Raw genomic sequence first — 24,927 nt, 5'->3', positions numbered from 1 at the left:
ATGCAGGATGACAACCAACAGGACGACTGGTCGTTGGAGACGCTGGCGATTCGTGCAGGCCACCAGCGCACATTCGAGCAGGAGCACTCCGAGCCGATCTTTCCTACCTCAAGCTTTGTCTATGAAAGTGCCGCCGAGGCGGCACGCAAGTTTGGCGGCAAGGAACCGGGCAACGTCTACTCGCGCTTTACCAACCCCACGGTGCATACTTTCGAGCGTCGTCTTGCCGCCCTTGAAGGCGGCGAGCGGTGCGTGGCCACGAGTTCGGGCATGGCGGCAATTCTTTCCACCGCCCTTGCACTGTTGTCAGCCGGGGATGAGATCGTAGCGTCGCGTTCACTGTTCGGTTCAACGGTCAGTCTGTTCGACAAGTACCTGGGCAAGTTCGGCATTACTACACGCTACGTCGAGCTTTCAAACCAGCAGGCCTGGGAAGCGGCCATTACCCCCAAGACGCGCCTGCTGTTTGCCGAAACGCCGTCCAACCCGCTTTCTGAAGTTGCCGATATCAAGGCACTTGCTGCACTTGCCAGAAAGCATGACGCTCTGCTGGCGATTGATAACTGCTTTCTGACGCCGGTACTTCAGCAGCCCCTGGCACTGGGTGCCGATCTGGTGATTCACTCCGCGACCAAGTACCTGGATGGGCAGGGCAGGGCAATTGGCGGGGCGGTGGTTGGCAGGCACGACCTGCTGGAAGAGGTCTTTGGCGTCGTCCGCACCTGTGGCCCGTGCATGAGCCCCTTCAACGCCTGGATCTTTACCAAGGGCCTTGAAACGCTTTCGCTGCGCATGAAGGCTCACTGTGAAAACGCCCTGACGCTGGCACGCTGGCTTGACCAGCATCCCGCGGTAAGCAAGGTGCACTACAGCGGTCTGGAAACGCATCCTCAGCACGCCCTTGCCAAGCAGCAGCAGAAAGGCTTTGGCGCCGTGCTGGGGTTTGAAGTGATCAACGGGCAGGAGGGCGCCTGGCAGGTAATCGATGCCACGCGCCTGCTGTCGATCACCGGCAACCTGGGTGATGTGAAAACCACGATCACTCATCCGGCAACCACTACCCATGGTCGTCTCTCTGATGTTCAAAAGGAGGCGGCGGGCATCGCCCCCGGGTTGATTCGTGTAGCCGTTGGCCTGGAAAGCCAGCAGGATCTACAGCGCGACCTGGCACGAGGTCTGGACGCATTGGCTGCCGGTTGATGTAAGGCGTTCGTGCGCATAACGAAAAACCCACCTCGCGGTGGGTTTTTTGCTTTCGTAACCTGGGCTTGCGCTGTTTAAATCAGCGGCAGCCGGTTTCAGGAAGCGTTGCGGTGCGGCAGGTCTGACTGGACAATCTCGTCGTGGCTGCCGTGATGTGCTTCTGAGCTCGGCTCGATAACGCGGTTCTTGGCGGCGTCGCCATTGACCAGCGGCAGGTCAGCGGGCGTCATGTACAGTTCGTCGGTGCTGTAGCCTGCTGTGGAGCTGGCGTGAACGATTTCATTGAGTTCTCCAGAGCCCTGCTCAGCCAGTGCAGCAGTAGAGGTCAGCGTCAGGGCGATAGCGGCGATCAGTGTAGATTTTTTCATGAGTGGCGTTCTCTCTTGATTTTTTAAATTCGGTACCAAGTCGTTTCGACGTGCCGTGTTAAGGCATGCGCTAATATTAAGCGCGCAAAGCAAATAATAAAATTGATTAAAATTGCCGTTTATTTGCTACTTTATCGAATGGTGGTGAGCGATTTCAGGAAGGCTGGCAGCCATGCATGTGTAAAAATTGTTAGCGGGTTATTCAGTGGTTTTTACGAATGAAGTGTTCTGGTTTTTTCAGCAGTCATGCATGTTCGTTATCAGTATGCTTTGCAGGTAAATTCAAGATTTACCTCATATTAATGGCACGCTCAAGCCGATAGCCCTGCAATAACACGGGCGGCTCGATGAGGAATAAATGATGTGGCGTAACACGCGCATGCGCTGGGGAGTGGTAAGTGTTTTTCTTCATTGGCTGAGTGCTCTGGCGATTATTGGCCTGTTTGCTCTGGGTTGGTGGATGACGGGACTTGGCTATTACGACAGCTGGTACAACCTGGGTCCCTGGGTCCATCGCTCGATCGGTATTTTATTGCTGGCAGGCACCGTGGCGAGGATTATCTGGCGTCTGGTGCAGCCTACGCCTGCCGGTGAGGGCAGTCGCTTTGAACAGCTGGCCGCGCACCTTGGGCATATTGCGCTTTACGCGATTCTGCTGCTGGTCATGGGGAGTGGCTATCTGATCTCTACCGCCAACGGACGTAGTATCAGCGTATTTGGCTGGTTTGATGTGCCAGCCCTGGTTCATGGGCTGCCCAATCAGGCCAGCATTGCTGGCGACATCCACTGGTACAGCGCACTGGCACTGATCATTCTGGCTGCCGGACACGCGCTGGCTGCCTTCAAACATCATTGGATCAACAAGCACGATACGCTGATTCGGATGATCAATCCCTGGTATCGTCCCAGGCAGATGTAAACATCTACGCCGCCGGGAATGGCAAACTTGCGCTTGCCATGTAGAGTTTGATGAAACGGGTTTTGAACGCTGTGAGCAGACTATACTCGCAGTGCCTACTACGGAAAGTAAGGAGATATTGATGATGTTGAAAAAGACTGCATGTGCCTCTGCCGTTGCTGCTGCATTGCTGGTACCCCTGAGCCAGGCGCAAGCCGCCGACTATCAGGTGGATACCGAAGGCCAGCACGCTTTTGTCCAGTTCAAGATCAGCCATCTGGGCATGTCTTACCTGCTGGGCAGCTTCAAGGAATTTGATGGGCAGTTCACCTACGACGAAGATGACCTGGATGCTTCTTCCGTCGAGTTTGAAGTAAAGGTCGACAGCCTGGATTCCAACCATGCTGAGCGTGACCGTCATATCCTGAGCGATGATTTCCTGAACGCGAGCGAGTATCCCACCGCCACGTTCACCTCCACCGGCTTTGAGTCAACCGGCGATAACGAAGGTGTTCTTACCGGTGACCTGATGCTGCATGGTGAAACCCAGGAAATCGAAATGCCGGTTACTCTTATTGGTGAAGGCGATGACCCGTGGGGCAACTACCGCGCCGGGTTTGAAGGCAAGACAACGCTGACGCTGAGCGATTTCGGCATCGACATGAGCGATTTCCCCGAGCCGATGCACGAGCTCGAGCTTTACGTGACGTTTGAAGGCATTCGTCAGTAAGCGTTAATGCTTGAAACGCCACCGCCCTTGCCGGGCGGTGGTTTTTTTGTTTATGACCCGCGATTTTGAAAAGGAGTGACGAGCTTGAGTAACACCTTGCAACAGCGCGAGTTGGCTATAACCTTATGGCGCCAGACATGGCCGATGGCCATTGGTGTATTGGCGTTATTGGGTTTTCAACTTGTCGATAGTGCTTTCATCGCCCGATTGGGCACCGCGCCTCTGGCGGCGCAATCATTTACCTTTCCTCTCTCGTTTCTCATCATCGGTATTCAGGTGGGGATGGGCATTGCTATCGCCGCGCTTATATCGCGCGCTCTGGGTGGCAATGAACACGCCCGGGCCAAGCGACTGAGCAGCCTGGTACTGCTTGCCGGTGGAGTAATCATCGGTGTGATCTGCATAGGACTGTGGTTATTTCATGCGCCCATTTTTCGCCAGCTGGGTGCCGATACGACGGCGCTTGCCTACATTCGCATCTACTGGGGGCCACAGCTCTTATCGGCATGGCTTGGTGCGCTGCTTTACTTCATGTATAGCGTATTTCGCGCCCACGGTAATACGCGGCTACCGGGCAAGATGATGGTGCTAAGCAGTGTTGCCAATCTGGTGCTTGACCCGCTGCTGATCTTTGGAGTGGGCTCATGGGAGGGCTGGGGCCTGCCGGGCGCGGCATGGGCTACCTGTATTGCGTTTACGCTTGGGCTTTTGATAACCACCCAAAAGCTGATTCGCAAGCAGTGGGTAACCCGTGTAGGAATCTGGCAGGAAGCCCAGCGCTCCTGGCGACCCTACATGGGCATTGCCGCGCCTGCCATGGTAAGCCAGCTGATGCCGCCGCTTGCCAGTATGCTGACCATTTCGGTAGTCGCGGGGCTGGGGGATACCCAGGTCGCGGCCTGGGGGCTTGCCAGCCGATTGGAGACGCTTTCACTGATGGTCATACTGGCCATGACCATGTCGCTTCCGCCCTGGCTTGGCCGCTGCTATGGTGCCGGTGACTGGGGGCAGATTCAGCAGCTCATGCGCCTGGCGCTGAAAGTGGCCCTTGCCTGGCAACTAACGCTTGGCGTGCTGCTTGCCCTCTGCGCGCCCTGGCTTGCCCTGGTACTGGCAGGTACGCCGAACGTTCAGAGCGAGCTGACCCTGGTAATCCGGTTTTTGCTGCCCAGCTACGCGGCCCTTGGGATATGCATGCTGGTGGTCTCGGCGGGTAACGCGCTGGGCTGGCCGCTGCGCGCCATGCTGCTTTCCAGCGCGCGGCTGTTTGTCTTCTACTTGCCCTGCCTGTGGGTAGGCGCGCAGCTGTTTGGCTGGCTGGGGTTGGCTGCCGGGGCAGCGCTGGGTAACCTTCTGGCGGGACTTTTTGCCTGGGTTGTGTTGCGGCGCATACTATCCCGCCCCGAACGGCAGGCGGGATACAGCGCTTGAGATGCTATCAGCGGACGCGGTGCGCCTCTTGAAAAGAGAAGTAAACAAACAGCAGTGCCATGGCTAGATAGCCCATCACAAACTCCGGTGCCGCATTGACGGCAAGCTTTGGCGCGTGCATCAACCCTACAAAGGAGAAGCCTGCGGCAATACCTGCAAACACCGCGGCTCTTCTGAACTGATGATCGATCACCGACACCGTCATGGCGCCCAGCAGAATGGCCATGAACATGGCGCCTTGGCCCATCACGACGATGGCGCTGGAGATATCACTGACCACCTCACCGGCGCCCCGGTTGAAACGCGTCATCAGGTAGTTGGCGAAGTAGGGCAGCATGGCGAGCGCCACGGCCGGGTAGTAGCGCGTGTCGTTGGCCTGGAAGGCGGTTGCAATCATCGACATGCCGACGAACACCAGAATGGGGGCCACTACCGATACCGGAATGATCGCTGCCAGCGCGGCGATCAAGCCTGTCATGGTCGCCAAGGCATAAACCGCGCCGTTGAGAAGGCTGTAGCCGCGTCCGGCACCCATCCATTTGGCTCCTACCGTTGCAATATAAACAGTCGTCGGGAATACGCCACCAAACAGGGCGCCTAACATGGTGCCCACGCCGTCCACGGCCTGACATTCGCGCACATCGTACTTGTCGCCGGCGGCCTCCATGGCTTCCACATTGTTCATGGTTTCAATGGCATTGTAGAGCGTGATGGGCAGCACTACGGTCAGTACGGCCAGCATGCCGGTAAACAGCAGGCCAAGACCTTCGAACCAGGCCAGGTTGGGCAGCAGCGGGTAGAAGCCCAGGTGAGTGAAGGCATCGCTGAAACGCTCGCTGCCCGCATCGCCAATCAGGTACGCCATGGCCGTGCCGATCACAATGGCGAACAGAGAGGTGGGTAATTTGAACGGCATGCTGACTCGGGCAACCAGGCCGATAATGATGATTCCCAGCACCAGCAGACCGATTACCGGTACTTCAAGCGTCTTGAACAGCATTTCACCGGCGATGAAGGTAAGCGCCACACCCGCCACCGCGCCCAGCATGGCGGCGCGGGGAAGATGATACTGCACCCAGCGGCCAATCACGCTGATGGCAGCTTCAATGGCGCCGCTGATAAAGCAGGCGGCTACCGCGACCTTCCAGGCAAGCTCCGCATCTCCGGTCAGCTGCTTGGCGGGAAGCAGTACGCCGAACAGAAAGACGAACATGACCGGGGTTGAGATACCGTAGGAGAGGGCGGTGACATCGGTGCGATTCTCCTTGCGCGCAAGGCGCGCGGCGCTCCAGGCATAGTAGAAGTTACCTACCATGACGGCAACGGCCGCCCCCGGGAGCACCTGCCCATAGACAATCGACGTTGGAAACCCCATGCCCAGCATGGTGATCGCAATCACGATGAAGTTGGCGATATTGTTCTGGAAGAGAGCGAAGAACGCGTCGGTGTCTTCTTTTTTGTACCAGGGATAGTGTGTGCTGGCAGCCGCCATGAAAGGCCTCGTTTACGAGTGATGTCGTCAGCGCGCTACCTGCGAGTTGTCCTTGGATTTGACTAATCGGTCAGGTGTTGCGCTGAAAGGAACGCCGCACGGGCGCCCCAGGCTCTGGCGGCAAGCGCGCAATTGTACACAACATTAAAACCGTTCCCAAGCGTGATGCTCACAACGCAAAACGCCCAGGCAGAGCCTGGGCGTCAAGGGGGCGTACCGGTACGGCTTATTCGTTGACAGCGGCGATCGCCTTGGCGAGGTAGGGCAGATTCTCATGCGAGAAGCCCGCCACGTTGGCGCGGCCAGAGCGCACCATGTAGATGCCAAACTCATCGCGCAGACGGTCAACCTGTTCAGGCGTCAGGCCCGTGTAGGAGAACATGCCGCGCTGCTCGGCAACGCAGGCATATTTCTGGTCGAGTCCATAAGGCTTCAGGGCTTCCACGAAATCACGACGCAGAGTATTGATCCGATCACGCATTTCCGTGAGCTCTTCGCGCCACATGTCCGTAAGCTCTGCATCGCCCAGGATTTCACTGACGATAGCACCACCGTGAGCCGGCGGATTGGAGTAGTTTTCACGGGCAACGATGGCTACCTGTGAGCGTACGTTCTCCATCTGCTCGGCATCCTTGGCAACGGTGATCAGACAACCCGTGCGCTCGCAGTAAATGCCGAAGTTCTTGGAGCAGGAGCTGGTGATGATGACTTCATCGAGCTTCTCTGCCAGAAGGCGTACGCCGTAAGCGTCTTCATCCAGGCCTTCACCAAACCCCTGGTAGGCAAAATCAACCAGCGGCAGCAGCTTGCGCTCGCGCAGGACCTCGAGTACTTCCTGCCACTGCTCCTGGGAAAGATCGAAGCCTGTCGGGTTATGACAGCAGGCGTGAAGCACGACCACATCGCCTTCGGGGATCTGTTTCAGGGCATTGAGCATGCCGGAGAAGTCCAGGCGGTTATCGGCATCCACATAGGGGTACTTATGGAGCTCGATGCCTGCGGAGGTGAAGATTCCGTGATGGTTAGGCCAGGTAGGGTCGCTCACCCAGATACCTTTGCCCGGCAGCTGTGTGGCGATGAAATCCGCCGCCAGACGCAGTGCACCGGTACCGCCGGGGGATTGCGTTGCGCTTGCGCGGTTGGCCGCAAGAACGGGCGAGTCGCCGCCCAGTACCATGGGGAGCACGACATGGCCATAAGCCGGTGCGCCGTGCGAGCCAATATAGGTTTTGGTGCTTTCATTCTTGAGCAGGCGAGCTTCGGCTTCCTTGACGGCGCGCATGACAGGCGTATTACCGTTGGAGTCGCGGTAAACACCTACGCCCAGGTCAACCTTCTGGGGATTGGTGTCTTTTTTGAAAGCTTCGATCAGCCCGAGAATGGCATCTCCAGGGACTCGCTCTATATGCTCAAACATGTACTCAGCTACCTCGTCGGTTCTGGCGGCAAGAAGGAAATCATTTAGGTGCTGCAGGCAGTGGATGCGATGCGGCTACCCGTGCAAGGCGGGTTTAAACTGGCCGGCAAGGCAATGGACGTTATCCAGCCTGCGCGATTGGCTTGCCAACTCGCTGAGTAGATACCCGCGCGTTGGCAGCGTCACGACGTAAAACATCGTGACAGCTTCATGATGCCATCGTGCTCGACAATCCGCCACTCTGATGCCCTTCGACGTTATACGGTCAGGGTAATAAGCAGACGCAGTCGCGTCCGACATCTTTAGCGCTGTAGAGTGCCTGGTCCGTACGCTCTATAAAGTGCATTAAAGGCTCGCCACATCGATACTCGGCCACCCCAATACTAAGCGTCACTTCGCCTACACCCACACCAAAATCCTGTTGAGAAACAGACAGACGTAAACGGTCGGCAAGTTTATGGCATTGTTGCAGCGGTGTTAGCGGCAACACGACCATAAACTCCTCACCCCCTAGACGCGCCACCATGTCCTCGCAGCGTAAAAGCTTTTTCATTTCTGTTGCTAGCTGCTTGAGCACTTCATCGCCCTGTAAATGCCCCCAGCGGTCATTAAGCAGCTTGAAGTGATCAATATCGACCATCATGATGGAAAGCGGCGTGCCGTGGCGCGTGCTTAGCGAGGCCAGATGGGACAGGTGCAGCATCAGCTTGCGCCGATTGGGCAGGCCGGTAAGCGCATCGGTATCGCACAGTTTGCGTAGCCTTTGCTCTTCAACCACCTGTTCGGTGATATCCATCATCAAGCCTGTCCACAGTACGCCCTCTACCGTAGGTTCAGGATTGGCGGAAACGGCTATCCAGTGTGAACGGGTGCCGGTCATGGGGAACTTGAAGCGTGTGGTAAGTGGTAGCATCCAGCGTGCCGAGCGCTCGATGGCCGACATGACCTTGGGGTATTCATTACCTGTTATATGTTCAATCAGGCCACCCGCATCAAGCGCCAGCTGTTCGCGGTCGATATAGTCAAGCGCACTTCCGCCTCCTTCGAGATAGGGGAAGTTCATATGACCATTGAACGAGCGGAAAAACTGAAAAACGACGCCGGGTAACCGTGGTACCAAGCCGTCAGCGCTCAAGAATGTAGGGTTGTCTTTCACGGACATGCGTGAAGCTCCAGACGAATGCCAAAAGATGACTGTGAAGACTAGCCCTATTTACGTAATTGAGTTGTAAGCTATTGCTGACAAATGCGTATATTTTTAATAATAAATTAGTATTAATAGATTCTTTTTTATTATAAAAAGCGAGTTTATCGTCTTTTAAGTGTATTTAATTATATGAAGGTTAGACTATATATTTTTCTGTGTAATTTTTGCTGCCACTTTGTTCAATTAATAGCCAAGTTGTCATTAACATGCGCTTACAGATTAACGTAAGCAAACATCGATCAGGGGAAAGGAATGCGCGGGTTAGTCAGCCTGATAGGGGCAGGACCAGGTGATGCCGAGCTACTCACATTGAAAGCCTATAAACGTTTACAGCAGGCCGATATCCTGGTGTATGACCGGCTGGTGAGTAAGGAGATTCTTGATCTGGTACCTGAAAGCGTCCAGCGATTTTATGTAGGCAAGGCGCGCTCGATGCATAGCGTTCCTCAGGCGGATATCAATCAGGCACTGGTGGGCTGGGCGAGCGAAGGCAAGCGAGTGGTCAGGTTAAAGGGGGGTGACCCCTTCATCTTTGGACGCGGCGGTGAAGAGCTTGAAGCACTGATGGCCGATAACCTGGCGGTTGAAGTCGTGCCGGGGATTACCGCGGCTTCCGGCTGCGCAGCCTATGCCGGTATTCCATTGACCCACCGCGATCATGCTCAGGAGGTACACCTTGTTACCGGCCACGTGGCAGGTGATGAGAACGCACTGGACTGGGCGGCGTTAGCCCGGTCGGGTCAGACACTGGTGTTCTACATGGGCTTGAGCAGCGTTGAGGTGATTAGCGACAAGCTCCAGGTTCATGGCTTGGCGTCTGATACGCCGCTTGCCGTCATCGAGCAGGGCACGACTAGCGCCCAAAAAACCCATGTGGGAACGTTGGCATGTCTGCCGAGCGCATTGACAGCTGGGCATATCCAATCGCCGGCGCTTTTAATCGTGGGCAGCGTGGTATCACTGCATTCAAGGCTATCCTGGTTTGAAGGGCAGAAGACGAGCGGGCCTGATCATGGAAATGATCTACATTAGTAAGAGGGTTTAGCGTTAATACGTTGAATTCGCTAATGGACTGGCTAGATGCCATTTGCTGTGTATGCTAGTAAAGACATACAGGGTAAGCGCACAATTAACGCTGCTGGTATCGGTAGCCTAGAAAAGAGGGACGCAGAATGTCAGAAGCAAACCGCTCAGACCACCCCACGCCTACAAGTCGGTTGGGCACCAAAAGCCTGTTCAAGGATAACCGCGTCAGGGCGATGGCCGGTATCACCGCCATTGCGGTTATCTGGGCCATCATGGCGCAGTCCAATGCCAATACCCATAAGGACCGCGTTGAAACCCTTGAAGCGCAGCTGGCAAGCGTCGAGCAGGACAACCGCCGCTATAGCCGCCGCATCCAGGAGATCGATCAGGCCGAAACGAACATGGCCGACCTTCAGGCTGAAATAGCGTCCCTGGAAGAGCAGCGCAACGAAGCCACCGCCGCACTTGAAAATGCCCAGAGCGAGGCCGCCTCAACCCAGTCGCGTCTGGAAACGTTGGAGTCTGAGCGTAACTCGCTTCAACAAGAGGTCGACGCTCTGACCCAAGAGCTTGAAAGTGCAGAAAGCGGTATGCAGTCACTGCGTGATGAGCGTGATGAAATCGTTGCCACGCGTGATGAAGCACAATCTACGCTTCAGCAGATTGAAGCGTCGCGCGAAAGTGCCGATGAGGCTCGCCAGGAAGCCGAGACTGCCCGCCAGCAGGCCGAAGAGCAGCGCCAGGAAGCTATTGACGCGCTAGGTAACGCAGAAGAAGAGCTCTCCAACCTCGAAGAGCAGATCAGCCAGGCCAATGAAGAGCTCAGCAATCTGCAGGAGCAGATTTCGTCTGCCCAAAGCGAGCTCGATGAAATAGAGAGCAGCCGCGAATCGATCACCAGCGAGCGTGATGAGCTGCAAAACGAAGTCGATTCACTGGCAGAACTTCGTGAGCAGGAAGACGAGAGCCTGAGCCAGGTTCGCAGTGAAATGGACGACCTGATGGTGGCGCTGGATATTGGTCGCAATGAAGTGGCCAATGTCGAAAATGATATCGAGGCGCGTGAAGAGCAGCTTTCTCGCCTGGAAACCCAGCTTCGCGAGTGGCGCGAAGAGCTTTCCTCGCTCGACCAGCGCCTGGGCAGCGTCGATGATGTCGAAAGCGGCGAAGTGCCTACACTTGCCGGTCAGGAAGAAGAGGCTGCCTCAGAAGGGGAAGCTTCCAATGATAGTGGCTCCGAACAGAATGGTCAGAACCAGGAAGCCGCCAATGATGCTGACGACAGCCAGCAACAAGGTAGCGCTCAGTAGGGCTTTATTGTTCATTTTGATAATCGTTCAGGCGGATGCTGGGTCACCAGCATCCGCTTTTTGGTTTGTTAGTTTATGAAAACGCGCTCAGCGAGTATCATTTGCCCAAGCGAATGATCTACCCCTACAAGAGGAGTGCGACTAAATGGACGGCGTAAAACATATTGTCGCAGTGGCATCGGGTAAAGGCGGTGTGGGCAAGTCAACCGTTACGGTGAATCTGGCTCTGGCCCTTTCTGCACTTGGGTACCGGGTTGGCGTACTGGATGCCGATATTTACGGCCCAAGCCAAGCCCAGATGCTCGGCGTTGAAGAGGGTGTGCGCCCTCAGGCGACGGGTGATAACAAGTTTCTGCCTCTACAGGCCCACGGCCTTCAAGCCATGTCCATGGCGTTCATGGTCAATAGCCGTGAAGCAATGGTCTGGCGTGGGCCGATGGTGGTAGGGGCATTCCAGCAGATGCTGACCCAGACCCAGTGGGACAATCTCGATTTTCTGCTGATTGACATGCCGCCTGGCACCGGCGATATACAGCTGACGCTGGCGCAGAAAGTACCGGTATCCGGCGCGGTTATCGTCACCACTCCCCAGGATATCGCGCTGCTGGATGCGCGCAAGGGTATCGAGATGTTCCGCAAGGTCAACGTACCGGTACTGGGCGTGGTCGAGAACATGAGCCTTTATCACTGCGAAAAGTGTGGCCATGAAGCCGCCATTTTCGGTACCGGTGGTGGCGACCTGATTGCCCAGGAGTATCAGACAGCCGTGCTTGGCCGCCTGCCGCTGACGCTATCGATTCGAGAGCTGGCGGATTCGGGCAAGCCAAGCGTTATTTCCGAACCGGATAGCGCTGTCAGCCAGACCTTTGCCGATATCGCCCGTCAGGTTGCTCAATCAGTGAGTGCCGGGGCAAGCAATGGCCCCACCATTTCTTTTAGCGAGTAGAAGTAACGCATGAGTATCAAATCAGATAAGTGGATTCGTCGCATGGCGCAAAGCGATGCCATGATCGAGCCGTTTGAAGCGGAGCAGGTTCGCTATGTAAATGACCAGCGGGTCATTTCCTACGGCACCTCAAGCTACGGCTACGATGTGCGCTGTGCCGATGAGTTCAAGGTATTCACCAATATCCACTCGGCCATTGTCGATCCCAAGGCGTTTGACGCCAAGAGCTTTGTAGATATAAAAGGGGACGTATGCATCATTCCCCCCAACTCGTTTGCGCTGGCGCGAACCGTCGAGTATTTTCGCATTCCGCGTAACGTATTGACGATCTGCCTGGGTAAGTCTACCTATGCGCGCTGCGGTATCATCGTCAACGTGACACCGCTTGAGCCCGAGTGGGAAGGTCACGTGACGCTCGAGTTTTCCAACACCACCAATCTGCCCGCCAAGATCTATGCTCATGAAGGCGTGGCCCAGATGCTGTTTCTGGAATCCGATGAGGTGTGCGAAACGTCCTACAAGGATCGGGGGGGGAAATACATGGGGCAGCGCGGTGTAACCCTGCCGCGGACCTGATAGCGGGTTTCATGCTTCAAAAAAAGCCTTACGGTTTCCCGTAAGGCTTTTTTAATACATCGATATTAAGCCACAGGGTCGAAGTCACAGGGCCAAGCGGCTACCGGCTACTCTTCGGCGTCTTCGTCGAGCTCTTCGGCAGCGTCCTCATGGGAAAGGCACATGCCGTGGGGCGGCAGTAGATGGCCATCCATCTTGGCGCCTTCAGGGCTGAACTGCAGGCGGCCTTCAAGACACCACTGTACCGCGATCGGGTAGATCAGATGCTCACGGGCATGCACCTTCTCCTTTAGCGTTTCTACAGTGTCATCTGCGGTAACTGCGAGCTCCGCCTGAAGCACGACCGGGCCACCATCCAGCTCTTCGGTAACGAAGTGCACGCTACAGCCATGGCTTGCGACACCATCTGCCAGTGCCCGGGCATGCGTGTTCAAGCCCTGGTACGCGGGGAGAAGCGATGGGTGGATGTTGAGCATGCGGCCTAGAAAACGCTGCACAAAGCGCGGCGTCAGAATACGCATGAAGCCCGCCAGTACGATCAGATCAGGCTCATGACGCTCGATGACCTTGATCAGCGCACCATCATAAGCATCGCGGCTATCGTATTCGCGGTGGGGCAGCGCAACGGCTTCAATACCCGCTTCGTGGGCGCGCTTCAGGCCGTAGGCGTCATGTTCATTGGAGATAACCGCTACAATCTCGCCGCCCAGCCTGTCATGGGTCTGGGCATCGATCAGCGCTTGCAGGTTGCTGCCGCTGCCTGAAATCAGCACCACCACGCGACGGGCGCCAACGGGTTCCGGCGACATGTCGGTGATCGTATCGCTTGGGTAGTCGGTACCGCTCATGCTGACAGGTTCTCCAGCACCACGGCGTCATTCTGGCGTTCGATGATATGACCGATACGGTAGACCGTTTCGCCCTGAACCTGAAGATGCGCCATGATCTGTTCGGCTTCAGCCGCCGGTACGACCACTACCATGCCGATACCGCAGTTCAGAACGCGGTGCATTTCGGTTTCGTTGACATTGCCCTGGGCTTGAAGCCAGTCAAACACGGCAGGGCGCTGCCAGGTAGTGATATCGATATGCGCCGCCAGGTTGTCCGGCAAGACGCGGGGAATGTTTTCCAGCAGACCGCCGCCGGTAATATGCGACAGGGCATGAACGGAAAGCGAAGTGTCGCGCATTAGTGAAAGCAGAGATTTTACATAAATGCGCGTCGGCGCCATCAGCGCATCGCCAAGCGGGGCGTTGTCTACCTGGGTATCCAGAGATGCGTTGCTGACCTCGAGAATCTTGCGAATCAGCGAGTAGCCGTTGGAGTGAGGGCCTGAAGAGGCGAGCCCGAGCAGTACGTCGCCTTCGCCCACCTTGCTGCCGTCAAGAATTTCGGACTTTTCCACGACGCCGACACAAAAGCCTGCCAAATCGTAGTCACTGCCTTCGTACATTCCCGGCATTTCCGCCGTTTCACCGCCAACCAGCGCGCAGCCTGCAAGCTCGCAACCTGCACCAATGCCGGTGACCACGTCAGCGGCAATATCCACATCCAGCTTGCCCGTGGCATAGTAGTCCAGGAATAGAAGCGGCTCGGCGCCGGCAACGATCAAATCGTTGACGCACATGGCCACCAGATCGATGCCGATGGTGTCGTGCTTGCCAAGATCCATTGCCAGGCGCAGTTTGGTACCCACCCCATCGGTGCCCGATACCAGTACCGGTTGCTTGTAGCCTGCAGGCAGTTCGCATAGTGCACCAAAGCCCCCCAGCCCGCCCATTACTTCAGGGCGTGTGGTGCGCTTGGCAACGTGTTTGATGCGGTCAACCAGGGCGTTTCCAGCATCAATATCGACACCGGCATCCTTGTAGCTGAGTGAGGGGGTAGCCGGAGAAGTGGAAGTCTCGGTCATGACAGTTCCTGTGAAGCCTATAGCAGTACGGGTAGTGCTGGCGCATTGGCCAGTGCCGGGCATTAACTGCAGCGGATTGTACCATCCAGTGCCGCGTGCCGCATCGCCGGTATGCAGCTAAGGTCTTTGTTAACGCAACTTTTGTTATTATCTAACGCTAATGGCGCAATTGATGAATCCAGGAAGGAGAGTCTAACGATGCGAAATACCTGGTTAGGAGCGGTGCTTCTGGTGGTGGCAGTTGGGCTTGTATACCTGCTCAATTCAGTGCTGATGCCGTTTGTGGCCAGCATGGTGCTGGCGTATCTGGCCGACCCGTTAACCAACTATTTTCAGCGGTTGGGAATGAAGCGTCCCATCGCGGTCAGCCTGGTGTTTCTGGTGCTGTTGATTGTACTGACTGCCAGTCTGCTGATTTTCATACCGCTGGTCGTGCAGCAGATCAAGCAGTTGGGGGAGGCCGTGCCGGGAATTTTTGCATGGTTTGAAACCGTTCTGGCGCCGCAGGTCCAGGAGTGGACCGGCTACGATCTGCGTGCCGAAATTACCAACGTGCGCGAAGTGCTGGTGGAGAACTGGCGTGATGCGGGCAGCTACCTTGCCCAGGCGCTTGGCCATATCGGACGCTCTGGGGTGGCATTCATGACCTGGATCACCTATATCGCGCTGATTCCCGTCGTGACCTTCTATCTTCTGCTTGACTGGAACCGGATGCTGAGCAACATCGCAAGCCTGGTACCGCGCCAGTGGGCAAGTGATGTTTTTCGCCTGGCCAGGCGCTGTGATGAAGTGCTGGCGTCGTTTTTACGCGGTCAACTGCTGGTCATGCTATGCCTTGGTGTGATCTACGCCACGGGCCTTACGTTGATGGGCCTCAACTTTGGGCTCTTGATCGGATTTGTTTCTGGCATTGTAAGCTTTGTTCCCTTTCTGGGCTTTATCGTAGGGATTGCAGTCGCACTAATTGTCGCGCTATTTCAATTCGGTACGTGGTGGGCGGTACTGGGAGTGATCGTGGTATTTAGTATCGGTCAGGCCGCAGAAAGTGTCATACTACAGCCCAAACTTCTGGGTGATAAGATCGGCCTGCATCCGGTGGCGGTCATTTTTGCCGTGCTGGCAGGAGGTAACATCTTCGGCTTTACCGGCGTGCTGTTAGCACTACCCGCCGCGGCCGTTTTCATGGTGCTTCTTCGCGAATTGAACGACCGTTACAAGCAGAGCACGCTCTACAGAGCCGAGCCGCGCTCATTAACGTCTTTGAACCACCATGATGGGCTAGGTCGTCACGACGAAAGGGAATCATCATGAGCCGAATGCCGGCACAGCTGCCGTTAGGAGTAGGGTTGCGCGATGATGCAACCTTCAATAACTATTACGCTTCAGGGGCAAACGCATCACTGGTTGAGCATTTGACCCATCAGCTTCAGCCCAATTCGGAACCGTTCATATACGTGTGGGGAGCGCCTGGAAGCGGCCGCAGCCACCTGCTTCAGGCCGCGTGCCACGCTGCCTCCGATGCCGATAAACGCTCGCTTTACCTGCCGCTTGCCGACCTTGGGCATTTTCCGCCACTCATGCTTGAAGATATCGAACGGCTTGATCTGGTCGCCATTGATGACCTGGAGTATGTGGTGGGCCGCAAGCGCTGGGAAGAGGCGCTGTTTCACGCCTTCAACCGGCTGCGCGATGCGGGCAAACAGTTGGTCATTGCCTCAAACGCGCCACCTCGTCAGTTGGATGTTGCCTTGCCCGATCTGGCTTCGCGGTTGAGCTGGGGAGTAACCTTTCACCTGAACCCACTGGACGACGACGCGCGCCTGGCAGCGCTCAAGTTGCGTGCCCACGTAAGAGGGCTGCAGCTGCCGGATGACGTGGGGCGCTATATTCTGCACCGCGGCCCGCGCGAGCTTGGCGAGCTTTGTCGAGCCATTGAAACCCTTGACCAGGCATCTCTTTCTGCCAAGCGAAAACTGACCATTCCGTTCGTCAAATCGGCCCTTGGCTGGTAAAAAAAGCCCGCGAAATATATTCGCGGGCATAGAACGATACAGAGTGCTGTGCTGAATATCAGGCCGGTTTACGCATCTTGCCGGCAGCTGACTGAGCCTGTTTGACACTCTCTTCAGTAAGTTTTTGACCCTTTTGAAAGAAGTCCTGCTGAAGCGATACGACCTTGTCCGCATCGCCCTTCACGCGTTCAGCCATCTCCTTGACGACCTGCTGCTGGCTTTCCATGTACTGACGCAGCGCCTCTGGATCCTTGATGCTGCTCAGCTCGCGAAGCTGTGCAATGCCTGCTTGCGCATAGGCGTGGGTTGTATCCATCTGTGCATTGAACATCTTTTCGGCGTGATCAAGAGTCAGGGCGGCATAAGCGCGAGCCGGTGCCATGAACAGATTATCGAACTGCTGATTCATTTCGTTGGTATTGAAAGTATTCATTCAAAAGCTCCTGAAGCGGTTTGGCGTACTGATCGTGTAGGCGGTAACGGCAGGCAAATGTCATTACCCATAGCGGTTTACTCGCCGTTCAAGCACTGTTTATCCAGCATAGCAGTCACTTTTGTGCGGTGCAATATAGGTGTCAGGCACCTAGCCTTGAAGCCACGCTTGAAAAAATATGCCTGGCTGGAGTTTTACCAGGGCCGGGGGAACGACTAGCTTGAATAGCTGCCAACCCTAGGAACGGATTCTCTGGCTGCCTCTTTTTCATTAAACCAGACGGCCAACAAAAGGAGTGAAACAATGGATACTCGTACCGAACGCGACAGCATGGGCGAGCTTGAAGTACCGGCATCAGCGCTTTATGGCGCGCAGACCCAGCGCGCTATCAATAATTTTCCCGTATCGCATACGCCCATGCCCGCAGCCTTCGTGCATGCGGTGGCGCGTATAAAGCTGGCCGCTGCGCGTGCCAACCTGCAGTTGGGTCTGCTCGATGAAGCCCGCTCCACGGCCATTCAAAAAGCCGCTCAAGCGGTGATCGATGGCGGACATGATGATCAGTTCCCCATTGACGTTTTCCAGACCGGGTCGGGTACGTCGACCAATATGAACGTCAATGAAGTGCTGGCTACCCTTGCAAGCCAAGAGGGTGTGGAGGTGACGCCCAACGACCATGTCAACATGGGGCAGTCGAGCAATGACGTCATCCCCACCGCCATTCACGTTTCGGCGGCTATCGCGGTTAACGAATCGCTGCGTCCGGCGCTCGAACATTTGCGAGACTGTATCGACCGTCGTGCGAGTGAGCTCAAGGATGTGGTGAAAACCGGGCGTACCCACCTGATGGACGCCATGCCGCTGCGTATGGATCAGGAGCTTGGTGCCTGGTCAAGCCAGCTGGGGCAGGCGATCGAGCGCTTTGACAGCGCCATGGAAAGGCTGTGCCGCCTGGCGCAGGGGGGAACGGCAGTTGGAACCGGTATCAATGCTCCCGAGGGCTTTGCAGAGCAGATGGCCAAAGAGCTGAGTGACCAGACGGGGCTTGAATTTGCGCCTAATGACAGCTTTTTTGCCAGCTTGTCGTCCCAGGATGCCGCTGTCGAGCTTTCCGGCCAGCTCAAGGGGCTTGCCTGCGTGATCATGAAAATTGCCAACGACCTGCGTTGGATGAACTCGGGGCCGCTTGCAGGGCTTGGCGAAATCGAACTGGAGGCGCTTCAGCCGGGTAGCTCGATCATGCCGGGCAAGGTCAACCCGGTGATCCCTGAGTCTGCCGCTCAAGCGTCGGCGCAGGTGATTGGGTTGGATGCCGCCATTACGGTTGCCGGGCAAAGCGGTAATTTTCAACTCAACGTGATGCTGCCGCTGGTCGCGACCAACCTGCTGACATCCATCACGCTGATGAGCAATACTTCAAGGCTTCTGGCGGACCGGGCTATTGCCACCTTCAAGGTACGCGAGAACAATCTGCAAGAGCCCTTGGCGCGCAACCCGATTCTGGTAACCGCGCTCAATAGCGTAATTGGTTACAATGCGGCCGCGGCGGTGGCGAAAAAGGCGTACCAGGCCGGGCGGCCCATTATCGATGTGGCTGAAGAGGAAACTGACCTGGATCGGCAGACGCTCGAGCGCCTGCTCGATCCCAAGGTGTTGACGCAAGGCGGTGTGCCTGAATAGCGCTATCAGGTTTCCTGCTTTTCGGTCTTGCCTTGCTGAATGGTTTCCCTGGCCTCTTCACGCTCTTCGCTGCTGGCTTCAGGGGTTTCCTGCTCATCCTCGCGGCTGGGCCGGTAACAGAAAGAGGCAAGGATGGGGAAATGGTCCGAGCCAAAGGCTTCAAGACGCTGCATATTGACCAGCGTGAAGTGGCTGGTCACGAAAATATGATCAAGTGGCCAGCGTAGTAACGGATTCTTGGCGTGGAAGGTGCTGAACATGCCCCTGCCGCGCCGGGGATCAAGCATGCCGCTTACGCGGCAAAATAGCCGTGTAGTAATCGACCAGGCCACATCATTTAGATCACCGGCCACTAGCGTCGGCTCGGGCTTTTCGTGCACTTCCTGGCCCACCCAAAGAAGCTCCGCATCTCGCCATAGCGATTTTTCGCTTTCTGATGGCGCAGGTGGGCGGGGATGCACTGCATAGAGCCGCACGGTGTCGCCACTTTCAAGCCTTACCCGCGTATGGATGGACGGTATATCATCCTGAATCAGCCATTTAACCGAGGTATTCTCCAGCGGCAAGCGGGAGTACAGGTGCATCCCGTACAAATTGTCCAGCGGCACCTTGACGTTGTAACACCAGGTTTCATCAAGCTCAGGATCCAACTGGTCCTGCCACCATTGATCGGATTCCAGTGTCAGAATGATATCGGGCTGATGCTGCTTGATCATTGCGATCAGACCTTCACAGTGCCGATTAGGCGTCAGCACATTGGCGATCAGCAGGGTTATGTGCTGATCCTTAGGCGCATCGACAGCTGCTTTGCTGACCTGAACGCGCCATAGCCGGGTCCAGGGAAGGATGTAGCGACACTGCAGGCCAACGGTTATCAACACCATAAGCCACGCGGCTGAACGCCAGGTCCCGGGCTCCAGCAGGAAAAAGCCGGCGACGCCGCATGCCAGGGAAAGAAGTGCCGTTTGCACGCGAGGAAATTCAAAGCAGCGAATCCACCACCAGCGCAGAGGAATACGCGCAACCAGCGTGGCGACAAGCAGTATGAACGCAAGACACGCAATGAGGGGGGCAAGCATTATCTATCTCCCTAGGGGTAGGGTGGTCAGAATTGATTGTTGGAATTTGCAAAAGTTAAACGGAATAAGCGAGTTGCGATTTTATCGATATATCGTGCCTAAATCCGGTAATAGAAGAGAAAAAAGTTACTTGCAATATATTGGTATATCAGTAGAATACGCATCCGTTGCACAGCAGGACCATAGCTCAGTTGGTTAGAGCGCCACGTTGACATCGTGGAGGTCGGCGGTTCAAATCCGCCTGGTCCTACCATCCGCAGCCCAGTTTTAGGACCATAGCTCAGTTGGTTAGAGCGCCACGTTGACATCGTGGAGGTCGGCGGTTCAAATCCGCCTGGTCCTACCAGATCAAGCCCTATGCTTTGCATGGGGCTTTTTTTAGTTGTTTGAACTTGGCCTTTGTCGAGCCAAGTGTTTAATTCAGCGCCTTGTGCCGGTCCATACAAAAAAACGCCCCAATGAAGGGGCGTTTTATGACTTGTGCCGTCCTGGCCTGCGGCCGCTCATCCTGAGCGATACTTCCTTTAAGCAGCTCCCTGCCGCTGACAACTTCAGACTATCTCATGTATAATATCTGCACAAGCATTTTATGAACAGTATTGTACTGGATCTTGTAGCTCTTTGAGCTACGCTACTGACGAGCATAATTCAAGGATAGAACTATGTACCTCAACGTAATACCCAGCTGGTTCACAGCATTAAGCAGTATGGGCGGTGGCTTCAAGCCCCAGGCGAGTATTCGCCCGGTAAGCAGCGATCTCGAAAGCGCTGAGCTTGAAGACTATTATCAGACGGCCCATCAGCTAGGCTTGAGCCATCACAAGGCGCAGGAAATACTTGAACAGACCTTGCGCAAAGCCCGGCGTAGCGGCGAGCTTTCCATGAGCGATGTGATTTTCCGCGCCTTTTGCACTATTCACCTGCATACCTACCACTAGTTGATCAAACGCCTTTGGTGAAATCGGTCTGGCGCTGAAACGTTGCTACCAATGCTTCGATGCCAGCCTGGTCTTCTGCCGTGAAGCGCGCGGGCGATGGGCTATCCAGATCCAGAACGCCCCAAAGGTAGCCATCCACCACGATGGGTACTACCAGTTCCGAGCGTGAATTGGCATCGCAGGCGATATGATCAGCGACCGCATGCACGTCATCTACGCGCTGAGTGAGCTGCTGTCGCGCTGCTGCGCCGCAAACTCCCTTGCTGAAGGGGATGGGGTGACAGGCGGGCTTGCCCTGAAACGGACCCAATCCTAATACCTCTGGATGGCGCTGAAGGTAGAAGCCTGCCCAGTTAAGGTCGGCGATCTCCTGCTGAATGAAGGCGCAGGTCTGGGCACTATTGGTGAGCCAGTCACGCGTGTCCAGCAGCGCTTCCAGTTGGCGGTTTAACAGCGTGTAATCAATTGATGCCATGGTGATCTCTTCTGACGCAACAGGCCGGCCCTAAGGCCGGCCTGTTCAGGATTGCTGATTAGGTAGATAAGCGGTTTATTCCGTCCAGCCTGGAACTGCGGCACCCTTGAACAGCTCTTCTGCTTTTGCTGCTACTTCGTCGCGCTGGTAGGCATCGACCAGTTGGCGAATGTCTTCACGCTCTTCGTCACCACCGCGCACGGCAATCAGGTTCACGTAAGGAGACTCCGGGCCTTCCTTGATCAGCGCATCCTCCAGGCTCAAGCCGGCTGGCTGAGCAAAGGTATTGTTGATGAAGGCCATGTCCACATCCGGCAGCACGCGCGGAAGCTGAGCCGCTTCGATTTCACGGAAACGGAAGTTGTGCGGGTTTTCCGCGATATCGATCGGGGTGGCTTCGAGGTTTTCCGGATCGTTCAGAGTGATCAGGCCTTCGTTGTGCATCAGGATCAGCGCACGACCTTCGTTGGAAGGGTCGTTGGGCAGGGCAATCTGAGCGCCATCGGGCAGGTCGTCAATGCTGTCGAATTTCTCGGAGTAGGCGCCAATCGGGTACACAAAGGTGTAGCCCGCCACTGCGAGATCGTAGCCACGATCATTGACCATCGAGTTCAGGTAAGGGGCGTGCTGATAAGCGTTGGCATCCAGGCTGCCATCCGCCAGAGCCGCGTTAGGCGTCACATAGTCGGTGAATTCGATGATCTCAACGTTCAGGTCGTACTCTTCCTTGGCGATGCGTGCAGCCACTTCCATCACTTCGGTTTCCGGGCCGGCAACGGTGCCCATCTTGATGGTGCGGGTTTCTGCATTGGCAACGTTGACGGCCAAGGCCAGAGCGGTGAGCGTACCGATAACTAATTTTTGCATGAATATCTCCTGTTGCGTTATGCCGCTATTTTTCAATGATGCTGGAATAAGAAAAATAAGTCTAATGTGTTTTTGTTATAAGTGAGGGTGGGAGATGGCTATCGCTACTTGCGATCACTCTTGCGTACCAGGTAATCGCCCACGCTTTGGAAAACTTGCACCATGACGACCAGAATGACAACGGTAATCAGCATGATGGTCGGGTTAAACCGGTTGTAGCCGTAGCGAATCCCCAGGTCGCCCAGGCCGCCGCCGCCAACCGCGCCAGCCATGGCGGAATAGCTCACCAGCGTTACCAGGGTGATGGTAAGGCCTGTGATAATGCCGCCGCGTGCTTCGGGCACCAGCACCTTGCAAATGATTTGCCAGGGGGTGGCGCCCATTGACTGAGCAGATTCCACAAGCCCTGGTGATACCTCATTGAGCGCCCCTTCGATCAGGCGTGCCACAAAGGGGATGGCGGCAATCGTGAGTGGGACAGACGCTGCATTGATACCAATCGATGTGCCGACCAGCATGCGCGTAAACGGAATGATGGCCACCATCAGGATGATAAAAGGGATCGAGCGGCCCACATTGGTAATGATGCTGAGTACTTGGTTGAGCACCGGCTGTGCCAGAATCTGGCGTGGCCGCGTGGCGTACAGCAGAACGCCCAAGGGCAGCCCGACCAGGGTCGAGATCACGCCGGAAATCGCCACCATGTAAAGCGTATCCAGCGTGGCCTGGAGAATAAGGTTAACTAGTGCGCTGGACATGACCCAGTACCTCTACTTGCAGTTGGTGGGATTGAAGATAGTCCATGGCTTCCCGGGTTTGCGCCTCTGACCCCAGCAGTTCGGCAATCATGAGGCCCAGCGTACGATCCTGGATCGATTCCACCTTGGCTTGCAGAATGCTGACGTCCACGTTGCAATCACGCGCCAGACGTGAAATCAGCGGAGTGGAAACGGCATCACCGGAGAACGTGAGCCGTACGACCGGATGGGTGGCGGGCCCCGGTGCGGCTTCCAACCGTTCAAGCAGCTCCTTGGGTGGGGTGAGCTGCAAGAAATCGTTGAGAAACTCTCGGCCCAGCTGGGTAACGGGAGCAGTGAAAAAGTCACCCACCTCAGCGTCTTCCACCAGTGCGCCGTTGGAAATGAGGCTTACGCGGTAGCAGATCGACTTGACCACTTCCATCTCGTGAGTAATCAAGAGGATGGTAATGCCCAGCTGCTGGTTGATATCGCGAAGAAGCTCAAGGATCGAGCCGGTGGTTTGCGGGTCAAGCGCAGAGGTTGCCTCATCGCACAGCAGCACGTTGGGCTTGCTGGCGAGTGCCCGGGCGATGGCCACCCGCTGCTTCTGGCCGCCGGATAGTTGCGCGGGGTACTGCTGCGCCTTGTCTGCCAGGCCGACCATCTCGAGCAAGGGCAGCACGCGCTCTTTAATGACGCTGCGTTTTTCGCCCATCAGCTCAAGGGGGAGGGCGACGTTGTCATAAACATTTCGGGTGGTCAGCAGGTTGAAATGCTGAAAGATCATGCCGATGCGGTGGCGGGCCTGGTTCAGGGCGCTGCCGCTCAGGCGCGTCATTTCCTGGCCATCGACCGTCACGCTGCCCTGGGTCGGGCGTTCAAGCAAGTTGACACAGCGAATCAGGGTAGACTTGCCAGCACCGGAAAGGCCGATGACACCGTGGATGGTGCCCTTGGGCACGCGTAAATTGACATCTTTGAGGGCATGGACGGCGCTCTCGCCGCTGCCATAGGTTTTGCTAACGTTACTGAGTTCTATCATGGCGTCTGCCTTAATGGGAGGCCTTAGACGGAGTGCGGGGGAGCAAGCGCTGGGCGGGGAATAAAAAAAGGCCACCCTTACGGGTGGCCATCAACGCTGGACACACCCTTTTAGCTGCACTTCACCAGGCCAAAGACTTGGTGGACGCCCGCAATCTGGGTACAAATCGGCGTCATTACATGGGCCAAAAGTCTAAAGAGCACCTTTGAGGTTGTCAATTGAAACCGGCTTATTTTGGGCTGCAGCGCTTACAATCAGGCGAAACGCATGATTAAGCGCTGCTTGGTGGGTCATTCTACTCTTGAGATCGGTGTAACTGTCCTGGCAACCCGCGCTTGGGCGCAGTCGCTCGGCCGCGCATTGACTAACAAGCGCAGTGCCACAGGTATCAGCGGAGACTTGCACCTTTGTGGATTCGTGTTTGAATAAGCGCCTTTAAGGCAGCGTACCAGGGGTTTGATTATGTTTACCGGGATCGTGCAGGGCACCGCCGAAGTTATCGAGGTGCATGAGCTTGAAGAGTTTCGAACCCACGTGGTGGCACTGCCGCCGACCATGCGCGAGGGGCTGGAAATTGGCGCCTCGGTTGCTCATAACGGCGTCTGCCTGACCGTTACCGCGATGAATGGCGACAACATCAGCTTTGACTTGATGCGTGAAACGCTTCGACTGACTAACCTTGGTGCAATTACCCAGGGTGCGCGCGTCAATATAGAGCGCGCCGCGCGATTCGGCGATGAAATTGGCGGGCATTCCATGTCGGGTCATATTATCTGCATGGCGCAGGTGGTGGCGATCGAAGAAGCGCCCAACAATCGCCGGCTGTGGTTTGCCTTGCCGGATACCATCGGACGATTTGTCTTCGAGAAAGGCTATATCGGGGTGGATGGCATCAGCCTGACGGTGGGCGATGTACGTCGCAGCGCCGATGACAGCGGCATCGAGTTTAGCGTCAACCTGATTCCCGAGACGCTCAACCGCACCGTCTTGAGTGAGCGGGTGCCTGGCGATGAGGTTAATATCGAAATCGATCCTCAAACCCAGGTTATCGTTGAGACGGTCGAGCGGGTGCTGGCCAAGCGGTTATAAGCGGCTAATGGCGGCCAACTGACCGATCGGTTAGCGCATGGCCTGAAGATTGCTAG

Annotated in this window: 25 protein-coding genes and 2 tRNA genes; 15 read left to right on the top strand and 12 right to left on the bottom strand. The window is 56.0% G+C overall.

Annotation, left to right across the window (positions count from 1 at the left end):
• Nucleotides 1-1,200 (top strand): O-succinylhomoserine sulfhydrylase, encoded by a 1,200-nt coding sequence (locus B0H98_RS12150; protein ID WP_106375333.1) that lies wholly within the window; start codon nt 1-3, stop codon nt 1,198-1,200.
• A 98-nt stretch (nt 1,201-1,298) separates the two neighbouring features.
• On the opposite strand, the gene B0H98_RS12145 is transcribed toward B0H98_RS12150, so the two are convergent.
• Complete coding sequence (locus B0H98_RS12145) at nt 1,299-1,571, bottom strand: hypothetical protein (RefSeq protein WP_106375332.1); 273 nt, start codon at nt 1,569-1,571, stop codon at nt 1,299-1,301.
• Nucleotides 1,572-1,932: 361 nt separating this feature from the next.
• Here B0H98_RS12145 and B0H98_RS12140 point away from each other — a divergent pair, with 361 nt between their 5' ends.
• The 3 genes from B0H98_RS12140 (at nt 1,933) to B0H98_RS12130 (ending at nt 4,630) form a co-directional block, all read left to right on the top strand.
• Nucleotides 1,933-2,490 (top strand): cytochrome b, encoded by a 558-nt coding sequence (locus B0H98_RS12140; RefSeq protein ID WP_106375331.1) that lies wholly within the window; start codon nt 1,933-1,935, stop codon nt 2,488-2,490.
• 124 nt (nt 2,491-2,614) lie between these two features.
• The gene (locus B0H98_RS12135) at nt 2,615-3,199 is read left to right on the top strand and encodes a YceI family protein (protein WP_106375462.1); all 585 of its coding nucleotides are present in this window, start codon (nt 2,615-2,617) and stop codon (nt 3,197-3,199) included.
• A 144-nt stretch (nt 3,200-3,343) separates the two neighbouring features.
• Complete coding sequence (locus tag B0H98_RS12130) at nt 3,344-4,630, top strand: MATE family efflux transporter (RefSeq protein ID WP_422822151.1); 1,287 nt, start codon at nt 3,344-3,346, stop codon at nt 4,628-4,630.
• Nucleotides 4,631-4,637: 7 nt separating this feature from the next.
• Here B0H98_RS12130 and B0H98_RS12125 read toward each other — a convergent pair whose 3' ends face one another.
• The 3 genes from B0H98_RS12125 to B0H98_RS12110 form a co-directional block, all read right to left on the bottom strand.
• Nucleotides 4,638-6,122, bottom strand: coding sequence for a uracil permease (locus B0H98_RS12125; protein WP_106375329.1), 1,485 nt, complete (start codon nt 6,120-6,122; stop codon nt 4,638-4,640).
• Between the two features lie 226 nt (nt 6,123-6,348).
• Nucleotides 6,349-7,539: an amino acid aminotransferase gene (locus B0H98_RS12120; protein WP_106375328.1), complete on the bottom strand. Its 1,191-nt coding sequence runs from the start codon at nt 7,537-7,539 to the stop codon at nt 6,349-6,351.
• A 265-nt stretch (nt 7,540-7,804) separates the two neighbouring features.
• Entirely contained in the window at nt 7,805-8,701 is an 897-nt protein-coding gene (locus B0H98_RS12110; protein WP_106375327.1) for a GGDEF domain-containing protein, read from the bottom strand.
• A gap of 297 nt (nt 8,702-8,998) precedes the next feature.
• Here B0H98_RS12110 and cobA point away from each other — a divergent pair, with 297 nt between their 5' ends.
• From cobA to dcd, 4 genes are all read left to right on the top strand, one after another.
• Nucleotides 8,999-9,778, top strand: coding sequence for a uroporphyrinogen-III C-methyltransferase (gene cobA, locus B0H98_RS12105; protein ID WP_106375326.1), 780 nt, complete (start codon nt 8,999-9,001; stop codon nt 9,776-9,778).
• Nucleotides 9,779-9,918: 140 nt separating this feature from the next.
• Nucleotides 9,919-11,082 carry a coiled-coil domain-containing protein gene (locus B0H98_RS12100; RefSeq protein ID WP_106375325.1) on the top strand — a complete coding sequence of 388 codons (1,164 nt, stop codon included), beginning with the start codon at nt 9,919-9,921 and terminating at the stop codon, nt 11,080-11,082.
• A 145-nt stretch (nt 11,083-11,227) separates the two neighbouring features.
• A complete protein-coding gene (apbC, locus tag B0H98_RS12095; RefSeq protein ID WP_106375324.1) occupies nt 11,228-12,028 on the top strand; it encodes an iron-sulfur cluster carrier protein ApbC in 801 nt (266 codons plus the stop codon).
• Nucleotides 12,029-12,037: 9 nt separating this feature from the next.
• Complete coding sequence (dcd, locus tag B0H98_RS12090) at nt 12,038-12,604, top strand: dCTP deaminase (RefSeq protein ID WP_106375323.1); 567 nt, start codon at nt 12,038-12,040, stop codon at nt 12,602-12,604.
• 107 nt (nt 12,605-12,711) lie between these two features.
• Here the strand turns inward: dcd and purN are convergent, their stop codons facing one another.
• On the bottom strand, nt 12,712-13,452 hold the full coding sequence (gene purN / locus B0H98_RS12085; RefSeq protein WP_106375322.1) for a phosphoribosylglycinamide formyltransferase: 741 nt from the start codon (nt 13,450-13,452) through the stop codon (nt 12,712-12,714).
• Nucleotides 13,449-14,516 (bottom strand): phosphoribosylformylglycinamidine cyclo-ligase, encoded by a 1,068-nt coding sequence (gene purM / locus B0H98_RS12080; protein WP_106375321.1) that lies wholly within the window; start codon nt 14,514-14,516, stop codon nt 13,449-13,451. The genes purN and purM overlap by 4 nt, the downstream gene beginning before the upstream one ends.
• Before the next feature lie 198 nt (nt 14,517-14,714).
• Here purM and B0H98_RS12075 point away from each other — a divergent pair, with 198 nt between their 5' ends.
• Both B0H98_RS12075 and hda read left to right on the top strand, forming a co-directional pair.
• Entirely contained in the window at nt 14,715-15,827 is a 1,113-nt protein-coding gene (locus tag B0H98_RS12075) for an AI-2E family transporter (protein WP_106375320.1), read from the top strand.
• Nucleotides 15,824-16,528, top strand: a complete 705-nt coding sequence (hda, locus tag B0H98_RS12070) for a DnaA regulatory inactivator Hda (RefSeq protein WP_106375319.1) — start codon at nt 15,824-15,826, stop codon at nt 16,526-16,528. The genes B0H98_RS12075 and hda overlap by 4 nt, the downstream gene beginning before the upstream one ends.
• Nucleotides 16,529-16,586: 58 nt before the next feature.
• Here the strand turns inward: hda and B0H98_RS12065 are convergent, their stop codons facing one another.
• Nucleotides 16,587-16,961, bottom strand: coding sequence for a phasin family protein (locus B0H98_RS12065; protein ID WP_106375318.1), 375 nt, complete (start codon nt 16,959-16,961; stop codon nt 16,587-16,589).
• A gap of 303 nt (nt 16,962-17,264) precedes the next feature.
• Here B0H98_RS12065 and B0H98_RS12060 point away from each other — a divergent pair, with 303 nt between their 5' ends.
• Nucleotides 17,265-18,641, top strand: coding sequence for a class II fumarate hydratase (locus tag B0H98_RS12060; RefSeq protein ID WP_106375317.1), 1,377 nt, complete (start codon nt 17,265-17,267; stop codon nt 18,639-18,641).
• Between the two features lie 5 nt (nt 18,642-18,646).
• Here the strand turns inward: B0H98_RS12060 and B0H98_RS12055 are convergent, their stop codons facing one another.
• On the bottom strand, nt 18,647-19,720 hold the full coding sequence (locus B0H98_RS12055; RefSeq protein ID WP_106375316.1) for an endonuclease/exonuclease/phosphatase family protein: 1,074 nt from the start codon (nt 19,718-19,720) through the stop codon (nt 18,647-18,649).
• A 176-nt stretch (nt 19,721-19,896) separates the two neighbouring features.
• Here B0H98_RS12055 and B0H98_RS12050 point away from each other — a divergent pair.
• The 3 genes from B0H98_RS12050 (at nt 19,897) to B0H98_RS12040 (ending at nt 20,658) form a co-directional block, all read left to right on the top strand.
• Nucleotides 19,897-19,973 (top strand) — tRNA-Val (locus B0H98_RS12050).
• 16 nt (nt 19,974-19,989) lie between these two features.
• Nucleotides 19,990-20,066, top strand: a tRNA-Val gene (locus B0H98_RS12045).
• Nucleotides 20,067-20,382: 316 nt separating this feature from the next.
• Complete coding sequence (locus B0H98_RS12040; protein ID WP_106375315.1) at nt 20,383-20,658, top strand: hypothetical protein; 276 nt, start codon at nt 20,383-20,385, stop codon at nt 20,656-20,658.
• A gap of 4 nt (nt 20,659-20,662) precedes the next feature.
• On the opposite strand, the gene B0H98_RS12035 is transcribed toward B0H98_RS12040, so the two are convergent.
• The 4 genes from B0H98_RS12035 to B0H98_RS12020 form a co-directional block, all read right to left on the bottom strand.
• Nucleotides 20,663-21,133, bottom strand: a complete 471-nt coding sequence (locus B0H98_RS12035) for a GAF domain-containing protein (RefSeq protein WP_106375314.1) — start codon at nt 21,131-21,133, stop codon at nt 20,663-20,665.
• A 75-nt stretch (nt 21,134-21,208) separates the two neighbouring features.
• Entirely contained in the window at nt 21,209-22,000 is a 792-nt protein-coding gene (locus B0H98_RS12030) for a MetQ/NlpA family ABC transporter substrate-binding protein (RefSeq protein WP_106375313.1), read from the bottom strand.
• A gap of 104 nt (nt 22,001-22,104) precedes the next feature.
• Complete coding sequence (locus B0H98_RS12025) at nt 22,105-22,758, bottom strand: methionine ABC transporter permease (RefSeq protein ID WP_106375461.1); 654 nt, start codon at nt 22,756-22,758, stop codon at nt 22,105-22,107.
• Nucleotides 22,739-23,782, bottom strand: coding sequence for a methionine ABC transporter ATP-binding protein (locus B0H98_RS12020; RefSeq protein ID WP_106375312.1), 1,044 nt, complete (start codon nt 23,780-23,782; stop codon nt 22,739-22,741). The genes B0H98_RS12025 and B0H98_RS12020 overlap by 20 nt, the downstream gene beginning before the upstream one ends.
• Before the next feature lie 462 nt (nt 23,783-24,244).
• Here B0H98_RS12020 and B0H98_RS12015 point away from each other — a divergent pair, with 462 nt between their 5' ends.
• Entirely contained in the window at nt 24,245-24,871 is a 627-nt protein-coding gene (locus B0H98_RS12015) for a riboflavin synthase subunit alpha (protein ID WP_106375311.1), read from the top strand.
• Nucleotides 24,872-24,927 lie beyond the last annotated feature (56 nt).

The organism is Vreelandella songnenensis (genome assembly GCF_003002925.1).
GTDB classification, from domain to species: Bacteria; Pseudomonadota; Gammaproteobacteria; order Pseudomonadales; family Halomonadaceae; genus Vreelandella; species Vreelandella songnenensis.
Note: the sequence above shows the minus strand (reverse complement) of the source record. Positions and strands in the feature narration are given on the sequence as shown.

Coding starts and splice junctions, on each gene's coding strand:
- B0H98_RS12060 (WP_106375317.1), top strand. CDS start 17,265: ATGGATACTCGTACCGAACGCGACAGCATGGGCGAGCTTGAAGTACCG.
- B0H98_RS12030 (WP_106375313.1), bottom strand. CDS start 22,000: ATGCAAAAATTAGTTATCGGTACGCTCACCGCTCTGGCCTTGGCCGTC.
- cobA (WP_106375326.1), top strand. CDS start 8,999: ATGCGCGGGTTAGTCAGCCTGATAGGGGCAGGACCAGGTGATGCCGAG.
- B0H98_RS12100 (WP_106375325.1), top strand. CDS start 9,919: ATGTCAGAAGCAAACCGCTCAGACCACCCCACGCCTACAAGTCGGTTG.
- B0H98_RS12065 (WP_106375318.1), bottom strand. CDS start 16,961: ATGAATACTTTCAATACCAACGAAATGAATCAGCAGTTCGATAATCTG.
- purM (WP_106375321.1), bottom strand. CDS start 14,516: ATGACCGAGACTTCCACTTCTCCGGCTACCCCCTCACTCAGCTACAAG.
- B0H98_RS12150 (WP_106375333.1), top strand. CDS start 1: ATGCAGGATGACAACCAACAGGACGACTGGTCGTTGGAGACGCTGGCG.
- B0H98_RS12040 (WP_106375315.1), top strand. CDS start 20,383: ATGTACCTCAACGTAATACCCAGCTGGTTCACAGCATTAAGCAGTATG.
- B0H98_RS12055 (WP_106375316.1), bottom strand. CDS start 19,720: ATGCTTGCCCCCCTCATTGCGTGTCTTGCGTTCATACTGCTTGTCGCC.
- hda (WP_106375319.1), top strand. CDS start 15,824: ATGAGCCGAATGCCGGCACAGCTGCCGTTAGGAGTAGGGTTGCGCGAT.
- B0H98_RS12020 (WP_106375312.1), bottom strand. CDS start 23,782: ATGATAGAACTCAGTAACGTTAGCAAAACCTATGGCAGCGGCGAGAGC.
- B0H98_RS12120 (WP_106375328.1), bottom strand. CDS start 7,539: ATGTTTGAGCATATAGAGCGAGTCCCTGGAGATGCCATTCTCGGGCTG.
- B0H98_RS12135 (WP_106375462.1), top strand. CDS start 2,615: ATGTTGAAAAAGACTGCATGTGCCTCTGCCGTTGCTGCTGCATTGCTG.
- B0H98_RS12075 (WP_106375320.1), top strand. CDS start 14,715: ATGCGAAATACCTGGTTAGGAGCGGTGCTTCTGGTGGTGGCAGTTGGG.
- B0H98_RS12140 (WP_106375331.1), top strand. CDS start 1,933: ATGTGGCGTAACACGCGCATGCGCTGGGGAGTGGTAAGTGTTTTTCTT.
- apbC (WP_106375324.1), top strand. CDS start 11,228: ATGGACGGCGTAAAACATATTGTCGCAGTGGCATCGGGTAAAGGCGGT.
- B0H98_RS12035 (WP_106375314.1), bottom strand. CDS start 21,133: ATGGCATCAATTGATTACACGCTGTTAAACCGCCAACTGGAAGCGCTG.
- B0H98_RS12125 (WP_106375329.1), bottom strand. CDS start 6,122: ATGGCGGCTGCCAGCACACACTATCCCTGGTACAAAAAAGAAGACACC.
- dcd (WP_106375323.1), top strand. CDS start 12,038: ATGAGTATCAAATCAGATAAGTGGATTCGTCGCATGGCGCAAAGCGAT.
- B0H98_RS12025 (WP_106375461.1), bottom strand. CDS start 22,758: ATGTCCAGCGCACTAGTTAACCTTATTCTCCAGGCCACGCTGGATACG.
- B0H98_RS12130 (WP_422822151.1), top strand. CDS start 3,344: ATGGCCATTGGTGTATTGGCGTTATTGGGTTTTCAACTTGTCGATAGT.
- B0H98_RS12110 (WP_106375327.1), bottom strand. CDS start 8,701: ATGTCCGTGAAAGACAACCCTACATTCTTGAGCGCTGACGGCTTGGTA.
- B0H98_RS12145 (WP_106375332.1), bottom strand. CDS start 1,571: ATGAAAAAATCTACACTGATCGCCGCTATCGCCCTGACGCTGACCTCT.
- B0H98_RS12015 (WP_106375311.1), top strand. CDS start 24,245: ATGTTTACCGGGATCGTGCAGGGCACCGCCGAAGTTATCGAGGTGCAT.
- purN (WP_106375322.1), bottom strand. CDS start 13,452: ATGAGCGGTACCGACTACCCAAGCGATACGATCACCGACATGTCGCCG.